17 protein-coding genes are annotated in these 16,090 nt (G+C 63.9%); 8 read left to right on the top strand and 9 right to left on the bottom strand.

The window, feature by feature from the left end:
- Positions 1 to 341: transposase family protein (locus BLR04_RS39005; protein ID WP_143022438.1), on the top strand; the 341-nt coding region annotated here is incomplete at its 5' end.
- Here BLR04_RS39005 and BLR04_RS39000 read toward each other — a convergent pair.
- The 3 genes from BLR04_RS39000 to BLR04_RS38990 form a co-directional block, all read right to left on the bottom strand.
- Complete coding sequence (locus BLR04_RS39000; protein ID WP_143022437.1) at positions 320 to 868, bottom strand: hypothetical protein; 549 nt, start codon at positions 866 to 868, stop codon at positions 320 to 322. The genes BLR04_RS39005 and BLR04_RS39000 overlap by 22 nt on opposite strands.
- Before the next feature lie 1,072 nt (positions 869 to 1,940).
- Positions 1,941 to 2,570 (bottom strand): HNH endonuclease, encoded by a 630-nt coding sequence (locus BLR04_RS42965; RefSeq protein WP_090774197.1) that lies wholly within the window; start codon positions 2,568 to 2,570, stop codon positions 1,941 to 1,943.
- 389 nt (positions 2,571 to 2,959) lie between these two features.
- Complete coding sequence (locus BLR04_RS38990) at positions 2,960 to 4,234, bottom strand: DNA cytosine methyltransferase (RefSeq protein WP_090774194.1); 1,275 nt, start codon at positions 4,232 to 4,234, stop codon at positions 2,960 to 2,962.
- Positions 4,235 to 4,310: 76 nt separating this feature from the next.
- Between BLR04_RS38990 and BLR04_RS38985 the strand changes: the two genes are divergently transcribed.
- The 3 genes from BLR04_RS38985 to BLR04_RS38975 all read left to right on the top strand — a co-directional run bounded on the left by BLR04_RS38985 (position 4,311) and on the right by BLR04_RS38975 (position 6,668).
- Positions 4,311 to 4,823 carry a very short patch repair endonuclease gene (locus tag BLR04_RS38985; RefSeq protein WP_090774193.1) on the top strand — a complete coding sequence of 171 codons (513 nt, stop codon included), beginning with the start codon at positions 4,311 to 4,313 and terminating at the stop codon, positions 4,821 to 4,823.
- Between the two features lie 500 nt (positions 4,824 to 5,323).
- Positions 5,324 to 5,839 carry an IS66 family transposase gene (locus BLR04_RS42960; protein WP_090774192.1) on the top strand — a complete coding sequence of 172 codons (516 nt, stop codon included), beginning with the start codon at positions 5,324 to 5,326 and terminating at the stop codon, positions 5,837 to 5,839.
- A 460-nt stretch (positions 5,840 to 6,299) separates the two neighbouring features.
- Positions 6,300 to 6,668, top strand: coding sequence for a hypothetical protein (locus tag BLR04_RS38975; RefSeq protein ID WP_090774191.1), 369 nt, complete (start codon positions 6,300 to 6,302; stop codon positions 6,666 to 6,668).
- 638 nt (positions 6,669 to 7,306) lie between these two features.
- Here the strand turns inward: BLR04_RS38975 and BLR04_RS38970 are convergent.
- The 4 genes from BLR04_RS38970 to BLR04_RS38955 all read right to left on the bottom strand — a co-directional run bounded on the left by BLR04_RS38970 (position 7,307) and on the right by BLR04_RS38955 (position 10,613).
- Complete coding sequence (locus BLR04_RS38970; protein ID WP_245741006.1) at positions 7,307 to 8,059, bottom strand: AAA family ATPase; 753 nt, start codon at positions 8,057 to 8,059, stop codon at positions 7,307 to 7,309.
- Between the two features lie 432 nt (positions 8,060 to 8,491).
- Positions 8,492 to 9,553 (bottom strand): hypothetical protein, encoded by a 1,062-nt coding sequence (locus tag BLR04_RS38965; RefSeq protein WP_143022436.1) that lies wholly within the window; start codon positions 9,551 to 9,553, stop codon positions 8,492 to 8,494.
- A 305-nt stretch (positions 9,554 to 9,858) separates the two neighbouring features.
- Positions 9,859 to 10,332: an NUDIX domain-containing protein gene (locus BLR04_RS38960; protein WP_090774188.1), complete on the bottom strand. Its 474-nt coding sequence runs from the start codon at positions 10,330 to 10,332 to the stop codon at positions 9,859 to 9,861.
- 11 nt (positions 10,333 to 10,343) lie between these two features.
- Positions 10,344 to 10,613 carry a winged helix-turn-helix domain-containing protein gene (locus tag BLR04_RS38955; RefSeq protein ID WP_090774196.1) on the bottom strand — a complete coding sequence of 90 codons (270 nt, stop codon included), beginning with the start codon at positions 10,611 to 10,613 and terminating at the stop codon, positions 10,344 to 10,346.
- A 644-nt stretch (positions 10,614 to 11,257) separates the two neighbouring features.
- On the opposite strand from BLR04_RS38955, the gene BLR04_RS38945 reads away from it, so the two are divergent.
- The gene (locus BLR04_RS38945) at positions 11,258 to 12,595 is read left to right on the top strand and encodes a helix-turn-helix domain-containing protein (RefSeq protein WP_090774186.1); all 1,338 of its coding nucleotides are present in this window, start codon (positions 11,258 to 11,260) and stop codon (positions 12,593 to 12,595) included.
- A 186-nt stretch (positions 12,596 to 12,781) separates the two neighbouring features.
- On the opposite strand, the gene BLR04_RS38940 is transcribed toward BLR04_RS38945, so the two are convergent.
- Positions 12,782 to 13,165, bottom strand: a complete 384-nt coding sequence (locus tag BLR04_RS38940; protein WP_090774185.1) for a GntR family transcriptional regulator — start codon at positions 13,163 to 13,165, stop codon at positions 12,782 to 12,784.
- A gap of 144 nt (positions 13,166 to 13,309) precedes the next feature.
- Here BLR04_RS38940 and BLR04_RS38935 point away from each other — a divergent pair, with 144 nt between their 5' ends.
- Genes BLR04_RS38935 through BLR04_RS38925 form a run of 3 tightly spaced genes read left to right on the top strand, consistent with a single transcriptional unit; the run spans position 13,310 to position 15,704 of the window.
- Complete coding sequence (locus BLR04_RS38935; protein WP_090774184.1) at positions 13,310 to 13,642, top strand: SCO3933 family regulatory protein; 333 nt, start codon at positions 13,310 to 13,312, stop codon at positions 13,640 to 13,642.
- Positions 13,643 to 13,655: 13 nt separating this feature from the next.
- Positions 13,656 to 15,005 carry an FtsK/SpoIIIE domain-containing protein gene (locus BLR04_RS38930; protein ID WP_245741005.1) on the top strand — a complete coding sequence of 450 codons (1,350 nt, stop codon included), beginning with the start codon at positions 13,656 to 13,658 and terminating at the stop codon, positions 15,003 to 15,005.
- 3 nt (positions 15,006 to 15,008) lie between these two features.
- Positions 15,009 to 15,704 carry a DUF2637 domain-containing protein gene (locus BLR04_RS38925; RefSeq protein ID WP_090774182.1) on the top strand — a complete coding sequence of 232 codons (696 nt, stop codon included), beginning with the start codon at positions 15,009 to 15,011 and terminating at the stop codon, positions 15,702 to 15,704.
- A gap of 68 nt (positions 15,705 to 15,772) precedes the next feature.
- Here the strand turns inward: BLR04_RS38925 and BLR04_RS38920 are convergent.
- On the bottom strand, positions 15,773 to 16,090 hold a 318-nt coding region (locus BLR04_RS38920; RefSeq protein ID WP_143022435.1), incomplete at its 5' end, for an integrase core domain-containing protein.

Raw genomic sequence — 16,090 nt, 5'->3', positions numbered from 1 at the left:
CGTTGTGGACCTCCGGCTCCCTGCCGGGCTCGGTACACGATCTCAAGGCCGCCCGAATCTGGGGCATACTGCGCCGCCTGCAAGCTGCCGACCTGCTCACCCTCGCCGACAAGGGCTACGTCGGTGCTGGTGAGCACGTGCGTGTCCCGTACAAGGGCCGCAACAAGCCCGCCTCGCAAAAGGCCGCCAACGCCGCCCACGCCAAGCTCCGAGGCCCCGGCGAACGCGCCAACGCCCAGTTGAAAACCTGGCGCATCCTCCACAAACTCCGCTGCTGCCCACTTCTCGCAGGTCAGCTCGTCAAAGCAATCCTTGTCCTTCAACTCCGCGACGCGGGATGAAAAGCGCTCAGTGCATCCGCAAGGGGGTGCATGCGGACGTCGAGACCGGCGTCGCGAAGATTCACGACAATATAGATCTCCCTTAGGAACGAGTAGTAGGCGTTCCCAACCCGCCAGCCCATAGAGTCCCATGCGGACTTAAGCGAGGGGCCGCCTGCAGCTTGGTGAACTGCCATAACGTGCTCTACTACGGGGTCCCACAGCATGGCCTTAGCTTGAGGATCGGTGCGCACGAAATTCAGAAATGTCTGCCAGGTGGGCAGACTACCCAGGGTCTCGACCGCGTAGTGGAGCGTGTGAGTAAAGGCGAAGCTGGGATGCCAGTCAACGATGGTCTTGACACTTTCAGCCACTGTCCGCTTCACCTGGCCGAGCGCATGGGCGGTTGTTAGGCACACCTGTTCCACAGCTGATGGGCTCAACGTGTAGACGGCGAGCGTTACGTGGGCCATTACATGAGGGACAACCTCAGCCTTGCCTGGGTCGTTGCACCACCGGTCGAACGCGATGCCGGCTGGCTTCGTCACGTTGAATAGGTTAAGGACGTCTTGAGCAGTGGTACGAGGGATCGTCATGCGTAGCCATCCGAGGGGGTCGTCGTCTACGAGGAAGATCGACTGTTCTCCTTAGGACCATACGTCACGCTTCCGACATTTACCGTACGTCCCTGTGGATCACCTGGATGTCTCGTTCCATGTGGGCCAATAGGCCGGAGTATGCCGAACTGTAATACTTTATCTGTTCTTTGTGGGCTTGATCTGATCAGCGGGTCTTCGGTCAGCCCGCTGCCACCTTGCGCGCTCAGAACATCTGGGTCCTCGCCGCGCTGGTGGCCGAGCGCGCGGCTGGTGCCGGGGGTTCGCCGCCCAAGCGAAATGGCTGGCCTTGCTGTTCCCCGCGTGATCTGGTCTAACAACTGGCGATCCAATAGCTGTACAAGGAGAGCCGCCGCCGCGCCGACGGGTCGGATCTTCCCTGGCTGAGAGCGGACATCCGCCTGAGCGGGCCCCATGCTGGTAGGGCGGATGTCTGCGTCCGCCCTCGTTCCGTGACCCTTGATCCTGCAGCCCTGAGCAGTTGGGGTTGTGACCCTCTTGGTTGCGGTGAGGTACGACCTACGATCGGGCCGCCGGACGACTTAGATGAGATCGTGCCGGCCTCTTCATGCTGAGGGCGGCAGACTGGCGTCGGGGGGGGCATGCCTCAGCGAGGGCGACCAATGAGGTTGTACGCCGACAGCAGACCGAGAGCAGGTCGAAGTCCGCCGCTACATGGGCATAGATGCGCTGGTCAAGGCTCGGGTCATCCCGGTGAAAAGCGCGCTGAGGATCTGCCGCCGCATACAGTCACGTATAACCTAAGGAACTCATGCGGAAATAGATGTTCGTGGACGCGATCGCGCCCGCCGACCGGGCTCCCGACGGCGCTCAACGTCCAGGAGAAGGGCAATCCTGGCGTTTCGCGAAGGACGCACCGTCCCTCACCGTTCGCTGTTGCGCATCGGGAGCCCGTTGAGGCTGGGGGTCAAGTGATCAGCGACCTCCGAAGTTGTCGGTACCAACCCTGTCGGGTTAACTGGTTCGGGTCCGACATAGCTTCCTATTGTGCGTTTCCTGACCCATGGAGCATGTCGTGGAGAGTCCTAACCAGTTGCTCATGTTCGGTGGCAGACAGCTGCCGGGCACGGTCGTAGACCGTGTCCACCCGGTTCCTGATGCGGTGCTTCGCTTGCAGCCAGGAGAGAAGGGTCCTCAGTTCTTGTGTGCGGAGGCGTCTCACATCAGGCAGAAGTTCCGCCAACGTCTCAGGGAGGCCTAGCTCCTGCCGTACAGGCTCGTTGCATCTCTTGCACTCGGTCTGAAGGTTATCGAGCTCAGTTGAGCCGCCCAGCTCGCGTGGTATCCGGTGGCCAACAGTGAGGGCTGCTCGTGAATTGGGCTCGCCTGGATACGGTTCTCCGTTGCCAACGCCGCACACGACGCAGCGTCTGTCATCTCGGTCGAACACACGGCGGCGCTGCCCTGCCGAAACTGCATCGCGTTTTGGCCGCGGACCAAGAGCGGGATGCCACCCCTTCGCGTCCAGCCGGTAGGTACCAACAGGAAGAGTCCGATCGTCCTTATTCGTGGGGACGTCCCAGCCGTCGGGCCGGAGGTTCCGCAGCCGGCGATTCAAATGCTCTGCATTGTTGGGGGCATCCTCACCTAGCGCCTGGCGAAGGTCTGCCATCGTGAACGTCTGTCCCTCTGCGAGGTTGAACGCCAGCCAAGCAGCGAGCTTCTGCTCGTCACCAAACGGGCGACGGCTTCCTGGCAAGACACGTAGGTGCCACCAGAGCTCGCCGCTGGGGGCGTAGGCCTCGGGCGGGTATTTGGAGTCGTCGGCCGAGTTGTCCGTGATCACAGGGATGTGTCTATCCTGCCTGCGCCGCCGTGTACAGACCTGAGTTCAGTCAAGGTCGGACGAGGAGGTGCAACATCAAGGTAGCCCCGATCATTCCGCTGACTAGACGGCCTTGACCCTCAGTCTGGCGCCCTGCCACAGCTGGAGCTGAGTCGATAGGTGCTTGGTGGCAAGAAGTAGTCAGAGACCGTCTCTCGGCTCGCGAAGATGCGATGCTAGCTGATTTTTGCCCTATTTTTCAGGAAGTGTTCATGTCGAACGTGATCATCTTGTCCTATGAAGGCCCGGAACTCGCCAAGCTTATAGGCGGTGGCGCTAGTGCTTTCTTTCATTTCAATTTGAAAGTCCCGCCCGAGCAGGGCGATCCTGCGCTCAAGTTCATGTGGTTCTAGCTTGAGTCCTGTGGCGTCACTAGGCTCTATTTTTCGCTCAATCGCGCGCGCAATTTGCGCGGCGGTCATGAAGTCGCCACTTTCTCGCAGGACACGATAAATCGGGTCGCCTTTGAGATTATTGCTGCGCTCATGGGGATTTGTTTCCTTCTTTAGAGCCGCTGCTATTGCTTTCCCGACAGCCGCGGCAACCGGGGGCGGGAAGGCATTGCCGATCTGGCGATATCGCGAGGTTTTCCTACCAGTGAATTCCCAATGAAACTCCTTGTCATCCCAGCCTTGGATGCGCGCGACCATCTCTGTGGTGAGCTTGGGCATGAAGTCGGGATCATCGTTCACAGTGGGAGGCGCGTCAGCGACACCGAGTGCATCGACTCCTATTTCGGCCCAGGCTCGCTTGGCCCTCGTTGGTCCCAGGTCGGCGCCACCATGTTTTTTCGAGCCGCCGACAATTGTGGGAGCAATCTTGTTCGCTTTCTCTCTCCAGGTCTCGGCGCCGCGCCATCCATCGGCAGCCATGAGTTCGAATAGCGTGTCACCGACTGTCGGGGGCTCGCCGAGCTTTTCGGGCCAGTGGAAGTAGTCGGCGAACTCCTCTTTCAGGGCGACAAGGACGAATCGCGGGCGTAGCTGAGGAACTCCATAGTGGGAAGCCTGGAGCAACCTCCACTCGGCGACATACTTGAGCTCGCGAAGCCGATCGAGGACATGCTGCCGATAGCCCGCGAAACGTGGCATGCTCAGCCCACGGACGTTCTCCAGCATCAGGGCCTGGGGTTTAACGCTCCCCACCAGCTCGACTGCCCATGCAAAGAGATCGCGTTCGTCAGTGGCTCCCAGCTGTTTGCCTGCGATCGTGAACGGTGGGCAAGGGACGCCGCCGGCAAGCAGGCTCACCCCCTCGAACTGATCGGGCTTCCATAGGCTGCTATCCACGACGTCGCCGGTCCTGACGTCCCAGTTCGGCCGGTTTCGGAGGAGGGTGGCGGAGGCATTCTCGTCTAGCTCCACAGCAAGCGCGTGCTCGAAGCCAGCCTTTTCCAGCCCAAGCGCCTGGCCTCCCGCACCAGCGCAGATCTCAACGACCTCAAGAGCCATAGGGGAGTCCTTTCGCGGTTCAGGAACGACTGGGGTGTTACTGGCTGTATCTTCACAGAGAAGGTAGGGGGCCTGCATGACGGGCGTGGATGTGTCTGAACACAAGAGGGAGCAAGCCCGCAAGCGGGCCTACGCCCGAGGCCTGTATCCAGAGCCCCTCAGTGAGGGGCGTTCTCGGAACATGCGGGCCAACCGCCGTACGAACACTAAGCCCGAAGTGGCTCTTCGCAGCGCGTTGCATCGGCTTGGCTACCGGTACCGCAAAGACCTCCGGCTGGACCTTGGTGGGGTGAAGGTCCGCCCTGACATCGTCTTCACGGCGCGCAAGATCGCTGTCTTCGTAGACGGGTGTTTCTGGCATGTGTGCCCTGAGCATGGTCGCCAGCCAACAACGAACGAGTGGTACTGGGCGCCGAAGCTTCGCCGCAACATTGAGCGAGATCGCGCAGCTGACGCTGCCCTGAAGGCTGCGGGCTGGCACGTAGTGCGCTTGTGGGAGCACGAACCGTTGCCGACGGCGGTGCAGACGGTGGTCACAGCCTTGAATCCCAGTACGGACCATGGCTGCGAGACTAACAACTCGGACTGACACACCCGCGCCACTGAGCCATCAGTTTGGAAGGCAGACTGAGATGGGCGTGCTGAGCCTCCTGCCGAGCTGCGGACCTGTGGCCTTCGGAAGACCTCTCGGCGAGATTGAGGCGTACTCGTCGGCAAGCGTCCCCGGGAGCGCAGGCCCGCCAACATCGAGCACTGCGAGGTGGCTGGTAGCCGGACCTTCCGTTTTTCAGGCAGGGCTATCTCCCAGCTCTGCTGATCGAGACTGTGGTCTAACGCGTGTGGACGTTGGCGCTGGTGCGTCGGTGTGTCGGAACGTTGCTGTCACCTCAGCCATGGTCACCCGGTGCCGGGGCCCGACGAAGGAGGGCCTCGGCGTCGATCGCCCCAGCCACGGCCGGCGAGAAGCGAAGTGGGCGATCGTCACGGCCTTGACCCGCGACATCGTGTCCGTTCCTACCAATTGAGCGCCTGGTTGCGAACGGGAGCCGATCACCTTGTTGAGGCCTGGCAAGCCTGGTCAAGCGGTAGATGCGTGTCGCGGCTCACCCTGCGCGGGCTGGGGCCGCGCTCCCGCGAGGGTGCCAACGCCCTGGGCGTGCTGCCGGACTTCGCGGCGTGGTGGTCCACGATTCGCCGGCCCTGTATGACGGCTACCCCGATGCCCGACACCAGTTTTGCGGGGCGCACCTGGTCCGTGAGTTGACCGCTGCTGCCGAGGACCACCCTGATCAGCGTCGGCCCGTCCAGGTCCGCTGGACGCTGGCGGAGCTGAACGAGCAAGCTAAGAAGGCGGCCGAGCAGGGCCTGGCCGATACCTGCGGAACGGGCGCTGGTCTACCTGCAGGCCTTCCACCAGGGTGCGGCCGTCGGGCTGTCGCTGCACCCGCGTGCCCCGGGCCGCAAACAGAGCCCGACCCGCAACCTGCTGGAGCGCCTGCGCGACCGCAGCGCCGACGTGCTGCGCTTCCCGACCTGCCGGGCCTGGTGCCCTTCGCCAACAACACCGGCGAGCGCGCGCTGCGACCGGTCAAGACCCAGGTGTAGATCTCCGGCTGCCATCAATCCGAGACCGGCGCCGCCGCCTGGCTGGCGGTCCGCTTGTACCTCGACTCGGCCCGTTACCACGGCCTGAATGCCCTGGACGCGATCCGCTGCGCCTTCACCGGCCACCTCTGGATGCCCAGTCGCCCTGACCGACTGACTAGCAAGCATCACACAGCGTCACAAAGCTGATGGATGCTTACGATCTAGTTGCGTGGCCGAGTTCGATATGGTTGCCAGATCCGCACGGGCGGCAACCGGCTACACCGCTATGTCTTGCGCACTTTTCGAGACTATTTCCCGAATTGCGCTGCGTGAGCCGTTTCGACTTCCTTCTGGGCAACTCTTTCCTTTCGATCGCACCTCCGCGTGACGCGCTATAGGCATTTTAGCGGGACGGCTTGCGCTTGTGCGTTATTCGGGGTTGAATGGAAATAGGAACAGCCGAACATGGAGGGCGAAAATGGCCGGAGCGCAAATTGAGGCGGGTGGCCTTGTTGTGTCGTCAGGTGGCCGCGTCATGCGGGTCGTCGGCGTTGATAGCGTCTCGCCCGACACGGTGACGCTCGTTCCTGCTGTCGACCCTGGCGCGGATCGTGAGCACACCGTGGCTGCCTTTGTTGCGCCATACCCCATCGACGGTCAAGTGATCAACTGCGGTGGGCACCAGTCGCATCGCTGGATCGACGCCACGCACACAAACAGGCTATCGGGATTTCGCCAGCGACTTATTCGCTGCGTCCTATGTTTCGCCGATGACGTCAACTTCCGCGACTGTGAGATCCACGCCATGAGCTCAACTGCTGATATCGACGAGTTCTCCGAGCGCTGATTTACCTCAATCGCCTGTGAATCTGTGCGCCGCACGCGCGTTCGGCGACAGCCGCGGTTCTATCCCGATCACTTCGCGAGCCGTCGCCCCACCGCGGAGCGGCAGCGGATTGGTGACGGAGTGCCAAGCTCGGGTTCGCGTGTTCGTCTGCTGGCCGCCGTTCCTCGGTCATGCGTTGCCCAGCGGTCACAGCCGGGCTTGACGCAGAGGAGCCGGGTTGCTGGATTTGCCTCGGCCGAGGGCGGGCGAGGTGATCGGTATCTCCTCAGCAGCTCCAGAGGCTCCCGTCGCGAGGCGATCACTTTGCGGCCGGAGATCCCCGTGGAGACGTCACTGCTGCCGGAGTAAGGCTGTGGCCAGCCGTACTCCGTGATGATTGTTGATCAGCTCAGGGTTGTTCGATGTAGCGGCTCAGCGCGTGGGCGGCGTGGGCCGCGACCGGCCGGAGAGCCGCAGCGCGGCCAGCGACCGCCCGACGCGCGGCAGGCCGCCGCAGGCGGACTGCCCTTGAAACCGTAGAGAAAGTTCTCATCCGTCTTTGCTGAACCGCATGTCCGTCGTGCGACCTGCTGCCGTTCCTGTCCCACGACATGCCTGACACCTCTCGACGGACCTTCGTCCTGGCTTGGTCGATTGGATCAGTCGGAGCGCTGGTGGCTCGCGTCGAGTTCAGCATCCTCACGCAGCGGGATCCGATTCAAGGCGTCGCGTGCCTGATCGGTGAGGTAAGTTGCGGCGCCGAGCCGGTTGTCGATGGTGATGTGCGCGGTGGGTGGGCTGGTCTCGGTGTTGAGAGTGCTGGCATATGACTCCCAGTTCTGGAGCTTCCAGGTATCGCGCGCATCACCACGAAGCTCGATGTGCTTGCGCATGGAGTCCACGTCGCAGCGCACCCACGCCACCACGACGTCGATGCCTCGGGACGTGCAGCGATCGCTCAGGCGCGCTACCCAGTCGGAGTCTGCCAGTTCGGCTATGAACGGAGCCGACACGACAGTTGAAGTTCCTGCCTCAAGGTTGTCGAACGCGGTCTCCATGAGGCAGCGGTACTCCAAGGGGCGGACGTCTTGGAGGTACAACTCCGTATGGCGGTCGTGAGGATCGCCACCAAGGGAGACGAGTAGACGCTCGACCAGGGGGCGAGTCAAGGTGTCCTTGTCGAGGAGCGCCCAACCAGTGATCTCGCAGAGGAAGCGAGAGAACTTTGTCTTACCCGACCCGGCATAGCCGGCGACGAGCGTGAGGACGGGCTGAGAGTTGTCCGGGCCGGGCTGGCACCGCCATGCGTCGATGACGCGATTAAAGAAGGTGTTCTGCTCGGCATCGGAGCGGTGACCGGTGGCTTTCGCCAGGAGCTGTTCGATCACCTGGGGAGCGGCGTTGCCGCCCACAGAGTCAGCGGGCTGGGACGGTCCCGAGGTGGGCTTTTCCACTTCGGCTATCTCGCCGGGAAGCGGCAGCGAGAAACCGAGCGATCATGTCTTGGTCTACCGCGGGCCGTTGGTCTGGTGCCGTGCCCCACCGTCGGAGTAGCTCTCGACGGCTGCAAGGGAGGATGCCGTGCCTCCGCCGAGACACTGAACGACAAGGTCGCGGACGTCGAGAGCCGCGTCACCCGCCAGCGTGACCACACTCCGACCACCAACCTAGGCCAGAGGCCCTTTGGCGGCTGTGAGCACATCCTTGACGGAACTCCTAGGACAGGTCGGCTGGCGGGCCTGCACCCCGTTCCGTTTGTCACCAGGCACGAGAGCGGGCCAGGTCGGGGTGCCGCACTAGCGACCTCGCGTCATCAGGTGTCGCCTATTCGATGTTCCTCAGTCTCAAGGAAGGTTGCGGAAGACCCCTGAAGCTCTGCCGATCGTCCCGGTGGCGAGGAGTGGACCACCGGGGACGGCGGACAACGAGGTGAGTTCGCCCCCGGCAGGAACTCTCGTCCAGCGGCCGAAAAGATCGCGGTGGGCGAGGGCTGACTCATGCCCATTGATGTCGGTGGAGCCGAGGAACCAGTGACCTCCCCTGCCGTCGTGCACGGGCGGAAGACCACGGCCCATACGCCCGGCCTTTGCGGAGGTGTCCTCGCGGTGCCAGCCGGAACCGGTCTGGGAGAGCAGGAACGACGACATCCCGATCTCCCCGGTGATCCAGATGCCGGACGGGTCGGCGGTGATGGCAAACAGCCGAGGGCTGAGTGGTCCGGGCGGGATATCGTCGGACGGAGGCGGGGACTTCGGCAGGTGCGAGCTCAAGTCCAGCCGGGTCCAGGTCCTGCCGTCGAAGTGATGCACAAAGGGACGGTCGACGTCGAGGGCCCAGATGTCGGAGGCCGAGCGGGCGCCGACTCGGAGGGTGCGGAAGGAAACTCGCGACTCCGACCAGGTTGTGCCGTCGTAGTACCACGCCTTGTGGTCGCCGAAGATCCACACGTCATCACCGACGACGGCGAGGGCCCAGGCTGTATCGGGCGCCTCCCGTACGATCGTCCAGGCACGCCCGTCCCAGCGCAGGACGGAGCCACCAGCCAGGGCCCACAGATTAGACGGGCTAGACGCGGCGACCAGGCCGACATCGCCGTGCTGGACGGGGAAGTCGCTTTTCGTCCAACGGTCGCCGTCCCAGTGGAATACCGTGGGGCGATGCGGGCCGTCGGCCACAGGCAGCCAGGCGGCGATGCCGAGGATGTCCCAGCCGAAGGCCCAGGCGTCGCGCTCGCCGGTGGCGATGACCTTCCCGTAGGTGACCGACGACTGGCGGGCCGCCAGTTTCCATCGGTCGTTTCCGTCCGCCCAGGGAGCAGCCCACCACAGCCACAGGCCGGCGACGGTCACGACCGTGCCTGATGCCCACCACATCCACACGCCAGAGGCACTCAGCTTCAGAACCATGATCCGCAGCGTATAAACGCTGCCAGAACGGCACATGAGTATCCGTACTCAGCTGGACAGGAGCAGAGTGCCCAAGATGTTCCTGCTCGACATCCGCGTCCACGCCCACTGGCGAGAAGGAACAGGGTGGTGGCGCCTCCCGGTCCGGCGTCGTGACGGTTGGTTACTGTGCGGCGCCCCCGAGCAATAGCCCGGCTGTCCACTCCAGGCCGATGGCCGTCGGTCCTCGATCAGCACCGCGTCACCGTGGACCGAACCCGGTCAGCTTGGCCGGTCATGCCCGTCGCAATCGATATTGGGCTGGCTCAGCCGATGTGGGGGTTGCTGTTCTGTAGGTAGTGACTGATCCTCAGCCGCATGGAGCGGTGCATGGGGTAGTTGCCCAGCTCATGCCGAGGTGCCCAGCGGACCTCGCGAGATTCGGTGCTGGGAGTCGGTCGGCCGCTGACCGCTCGGGCCGTGAGAACGATGGAGAATTCCTGGCGGACCTCGTCGTTGCTGGTGTAGCGGATAACGTGGCGAGGGTCGCTGTAGGTGCCGACCAGTCCAGTGATCTCACAGGTGATCCCGGTCTCTTCGAGAGTCTCGCGGATCGCTGCCTGGGGGATGGACTCGCCGAGGTCGATGGCGCCGCCGGGCAGGGCCCAGTTGCCGTTGTCTGATCGGCGGATCAACAGCACCTCGTCTGCGTCGTTGGTGACCACGACGTTCACTGAGGGGACGAGGCTGTTGGCGGCAGGCGCGTTCGGGTCGTTGTGGTAGTCGATCCGCTGGCTCATGGTCGAGGAACCTACTGCGCTGAGTGCTCGTCGGGTGTGACGAAACTGCCGAGGTTGGGAACGGTGTAGACCTTGCCGGCACCTCTGAGGCGTTCCATGGCCTTGCGGATGGTGGGGCGGGCGACTCCGAACTCTTCCATGAGTTTCACCTCGGAGATCTTGAACTTAGGTCCCCACTCCCCGGAGTCGATCCGCGTGACAAGGACTTCGAGGATCTGTTCCCAGCGAGAACGGTCCTCGTCGAACTCCCAGGTGCGCGTGTGCTCGACATATCTGGCCACGCTATGAGAGTAGGAGGGCGTTTCACGGACCTTCACACCGGATCATGCAGCTTAACGGCATTCCATGGCGTAGACAGGCACTTACAGGCTTGCTACCTTGAAGGTATGGCGTTGGTGGGCGATGGTCCAGGGCCCCTCCGGGTGGGGAATCGCGCTTGCGCCCGGCCTGTCTTCCAACAGAGTGCGCAGACATGGCCGGAGCTGGTCATTCGCTCACCAACGCCAGTTCGGCACCCGATGTTCTCGTCGGGACGCTGGCCCTTGCACGAGCACTCATAGAGGACGGTGACTCCGTGACCGGGTTCGATGACTACCACGGCATTCACCCCGCGCCGCCCCGACCGAACGCAATGGCGGTGCAGTGGTCGACTGGGCAGTCGCGCGCTCCTCGTATTCGGGTGCGAGCCCACACGTGCGAGTGTTCGTCTCTGCTCTTCGAGCAGTGCATGGCGGGCGGGCTGGGGTTTGTACGGCGCTATGACCGGTCGGTCTGGCCTGCGGTCGTAGTCGAGAGCCCATGGGCGAAGATCCGTGACACCGAGATGCTCTGGCTCCGGATCATGCGGGGCGAAGCGAGGTGACGACACACCGAACCAACGGAGTAGCACACGTAGCGTCACGTTTCACGATCTCTGTGTGATGACATGTTTCCGCAGGTCGAAGGCCGACCTGCGCTTTCGCTTGCCCGCTCACTGGCAGTTTTTCTGCCAGTGATGCAGGTCATCCGCCTTATCGTCGAAGCAGGCGACGACGAGAAGGGCGGGGATGTGGCAACAGAGTACGTGACGCAAGGCCAGCGGATCGCGCGGGCTCGTCACCGCAGGGGTTGGGATCAGGCAACTCTCGCCGAGAAGATCGGCCGTTCAGTCTCCTGGCTGTCCAAGGTGGAGAACGGCCGGATGCCGTTGGACCGGATGAGTGTGGTGGGGCAGCTCGCCGAAGTGCTCGGGGTCGAGGTTGCCGAGCTGACCGGCCAGCCGTACCAGCACGAGACGACGGAACTGGACTCCGGGCATGCCGCCGTGCCGGGACTTCGCCTCGCACTCCAACAGGCCTCGCTGCCGAGCGGAGTGGTACTGCCGGCCTCGGGGGAACCGCGGACGATGGAAGAACTGGAGGCGAACGTACGTCTTGCGGAGCAACTCCGCCAGGACGCGAAGTTCACCGCACTGGGCGAGGTATTGCCCACGATCATCACGGATTTGATGGCGATCACGAACAGCTCGTCCGTCGACCGTGACCGCGCCGAGGCGCTGATGCTACGGGCCTGCCACATGGCGCGGGTGTCCTCCAACCTTCTAGGACATCATGATCTGGGCTGGACCGCGGTACAGCGCGAACTCGTCGCCGCTCAAAGGGTTGGCTCGCCCGACCTGATCGCGGCGGCAAGCTGGGATCTATGCGGTGTGTGGTTGCACGAAGCGCAACTTGACCCCGCCAAGAACGTGGCCCTGTCGGCTCTCGACCAGATCGAACCGCAGGTGGGCTCAGACGACACGATCAAGGCGATGTGGGGAGCGCTGCACCTGCGGGCCGCCGTGGCGTACTCGCGATTGTGGGACCAGAGGGAAGCGGAAAGCCACCTTGAGGAGGCTCGCCGCGTCGCCGAGGTCCTGCCGCGGGACGGCAATGTCTTCCAGACGCAGTTCAACCGGGTGAACACCACCATTCACGCGGTCGAGGTCAGCATGGAGCTGGGTCGGCCGCGTGACGTGATCAGCCGGGCCGAAGGCGTAGAGATCGCCGAGATCGCATCGTCCGAGCGGCAGGCCCATTACTGGACCTGCACCGCGGCGGGCTATCACATGAACAGGAAGGACAATGAAGCGGCGGAAGCTCTGCTGCGCGCGGATCGGATCGCGCCGCAGCACATCCGCAATCGGCCGATGGTCCGCAACATCGTGCGTGACCTTCGCGACAGCGGGCGGCTGCATCGGCAGCGCGAGATTCTCAACCTCGCCAAGGTGATGCGGCTGCTGTGATCAGGAACGGTGAGCCCATCCGCTCATCGGCTCCCCACCCGTCAGGTAACCCGGGGGCGCCTCGGCGTCCTACCTATACGAATGGGGCTTTTGTGGGTCTCAGTGAGATCGAACGACAGGTCTTGCTACGCGAGCTGGCAGAGGTCGCGGCCGACTTGGCCGAACTCCAGCGGCGCGCGATCAGGATCACTTCCCGGCTTGATCAGGATGGGTCCGAGCGTCTAGCTCGTCCAGCCTGACTGTCAGCTTCTGCATGTGCTGACGAATTTCGCGTAGCTGCTCGGAAATGATGCGGAACTCTTCGCTGTGCTCCCCGGGGGTGGGGCCGGCAGACTCGTCGTCTGGCGCACGGCTGACGAAGCTGCCCGACCCCTGGCGGGTCTCGATGAGTCCTTCGTCGCGGAGGACGGCTAGAGCGTTGCCGATGGTCATCATGGCGACGCCGTAGTGATCCGCCAATTCGCGGGCCACGGGGAGGCGTTCCCCTACCGCGTACCGGCCCGATGCGATGTCGCGCCGGATGTCCTCGGCAATTCTCAGGTACGGCCGGCGCCGGTCGCTGGTTGCCATGACTCAACAGTAGCGGTTCTAGATGCCTAGGTCTCTGGGCAACCTGTAAGGAATTTCGAAGCAACTTAGCTATCTCGGTTTACAGAGCTAGATACCTAGGTATCTTTGTATCTAGAACATCACCTCACAAGGAGACCAGCTCTCATGCGAACCATCCCTATCCCTGTCGACACCTCCAAGCTCGTGATCACCTGCGTTAAGGCGCCCAAGCCGCGCCTGCTCAACAAGGACACCGGCGAAATCAAGACCGACAAGAACGGCAACACCATCTTCGAGGTCACCGTCTCCGTGGAAGACGAGTTCGGCCGGATAGAACTCATCAAGATCGGCACCTCGGGGGAGCCCCCGATCAGCGCCGGTCAGCAGGTCAACCCGACTGGCATGGTCGGCTACGTATGGGAGATGTCCGGCCGGTGGGGCATCTCCTACCGCGCCGCGGCGCTCCTACCGGCTGACACGGAGCCGCTCCGTGTCTGACACAACGCTCCTGGTGCTCGGAGTCCTGGCCGCTTCGGCGGCCGGGCTCTGGGCCTGGCGCCGCTGGCACTACCGGTCGTTCTGGCTGGTGGTCGCCTTCCCGCTGACCGCGATCAGTGTGTGGGCCACATGGCGGAAGATCGCCCTCGGCTGCAACCTCACCAAGAAGCGGCAGCGCTTCTGGTTCACCACCGTGCCCGGCCTCGTCGCCTCGACCGGCGTCGTCCGTGTCAGGCGCAAGTGGCAGCGCATCGCCGTGGACACCAAGCCGTTCATGTGGCTGCCGAAGCCGACCCGCCACGGCTGGCGGGTCACCCTCCACACCCTTGAAGGCCAAATTCCCGCCGACTACGCCAATGCCGCCGAACGGCTCGCCCACTCGTGGGGCGTCCACGCGATCCGCGTCTCGTCCCCTCGCCCTGGGCGGGTTGTGCTCTCCGCCACCGTGCGCGATCCGCTCGTCCGGGTCGAAGCCCTTCCAACCTCGACCGAGTTGCTCAACGTCATCGTGGGCCGTCTTGAAACCGGCGGCCCGTGGACCATCGACTTCAGAACCGTCCCACACTGGCTCAACGCCGGAGCTACCCAATCAGGAAAGTCCAACCTCGCCAACGCCCTGGTACAGGGGCTGGCTCCGCAACCGGTGGCGTTGGTCGGCTTCGATCTCAAGGGCGGTGTGGAGTTCACCCCGTACAACCCGCGCCTCTCGGCGCTGGGCACCACGCGAACCGAATGCGTCACCCTGCTGGACGACCTCGTCGGCGTGATGACCAGCCGCATGGCTCTGTGCCGCGAGGCCGGCACCCGCAACATCTGGCAGCTGCCGGACGACCAGCGGCCCGTCCCCGTCGTCGTCCTGGTCGACGAACTGGCCGAGCTGTATCTGATGGCTGACAAGAGCGAGAAAGAGGAGATCGCCAAGACCTCAACGTCCCTCCTGCGGGTCGCGCAACTCGGGCGGGCCTTCGGCATCTACCTCTTCTGCTGCGGCCAGCGGATCGGCTCGGACCTGGGCCCAGGCGTCACCGCCCTGCGCGCTCAGTGCTCCGGTCGAATCTGCCACCGCGTCAATGATCCCGAGACCGCCACCATGACCCTCGGCGACCTCGACCCCGCCGCGCTCGCCTCGGCACGGGCCATCCCCGCCGAGACACCGGGCGTCGCAATCGTCGCTTCCCAAGACGGTCAGTGGTACCGCGCCCGCTCCTTCTACGTCAGTGAGCAAGCCGCGGAACATGCCGCCACCGCCTATGCCGATCGGACTCCAGACTGGGCGGAAATCGTCTCCGGTCACGCCACCCAGATGAGCGACGCCGACCTCGCCGAGTTCCTCGACTCCATTCCTGATCCGCGAACGGCCTGACCGATGCGACGCCTCGCCTGTTGGCTCCTCGACACCGGCCCCGTTCTCGTCTTGGCCCTCATCGCCGGTGCTGGGTCCTTCACCCACATCCGCGACACGGCCAGTGAGCACGGGCAGTCCGGCTGGATGGCCTGGGCCGTGGCGATCTGCATCGATCTCACCTGCGTCATGGCCGCCCGCGAACGCCAACGCGACAAGAAGACCGGACGCGTACGCCGAGGACCGGTGTCCTGGCCCGTTCTCGTCCTGACCGGAGGCATCGTCCTGTCCCTGTCCGCCAACCTGCAACAAGCCGACCCGACCATGTGGGGCTGGATCACCGCCGCGACGCCGGCTGCCGCGTTCCTCGTCGCGATCTCCATGCTCGAACGTCGGACGTCCGGCCCTCGTCCCGGCCCGTCCCTGGACGTCTCCGAGACGTCTTCGACCCGAGTCCCGTCATCCCGACCTCGTCCGGACGAATCCGCCGCCGTCCCATCAACCGATCGACCCGCCCTCGTCCCCGCCCAGAACGTCCAGGACGAACAGCCGGGACCGTCTCCGGCTCTGGTCGACTACGCCCGTCGCGTGGCCGACGAACACCAGGCCAGGCACGGCAAGCCCATCACCCGCGACATCCTCCGCGCCCGCCTGGGCGTGTCCGACCAACTCGCCTCCGAGCTGCTCCGCACCCTGCAGACCGCTACGGAAGCCATCTGAAAGGCCACCACCATGCACAACGACCGAGACGTTCTCATTGTCCATCCCCTGAAAGCGTGGAGACTCGGTTATGCGGCGATGGTCTCCTGAGACCTCGCCGTGGCGGCTGCTCGCGCGGTCATGATCTGCTGCTCGTAGACGATCGGGGGCAGCCCGTCGGCGGCGCTGTGTCGGCGGCGGGTGTTGTAGAAGTCGGCGATCCAGGTGGCGATCTTCAGGCGGGCCTCGGCCCGGGTGGCGAAGTGGTGCCGGTGGACGTATTCGACCTTGAGGATGGAGTTGAACGATTCGGCGGCGGCATTGTCGAGCGCGCACCCGACCCGGCCCATCGACTGCACGACGCCCCAGTGCCGGCAGGCGGCCTGGAAGCGGGCGGCGCTGTATTC

Source organism: Nonomuraea maritima, assembly GCF_900100395.1.
In the GTDB taxonomy this organism is placed as follows: Bacteria; Actinomycetota; Actinomycetes; order Streptosporangiales; family Streptosporangiaceae; genus Nonomuraea; species Nonomuraea maritima.
The sequence above is the reverse complement of the archived record's forward strand: the minus strand, read 5'-3'. Positions and strand labels throughout refer to the sequence as shown.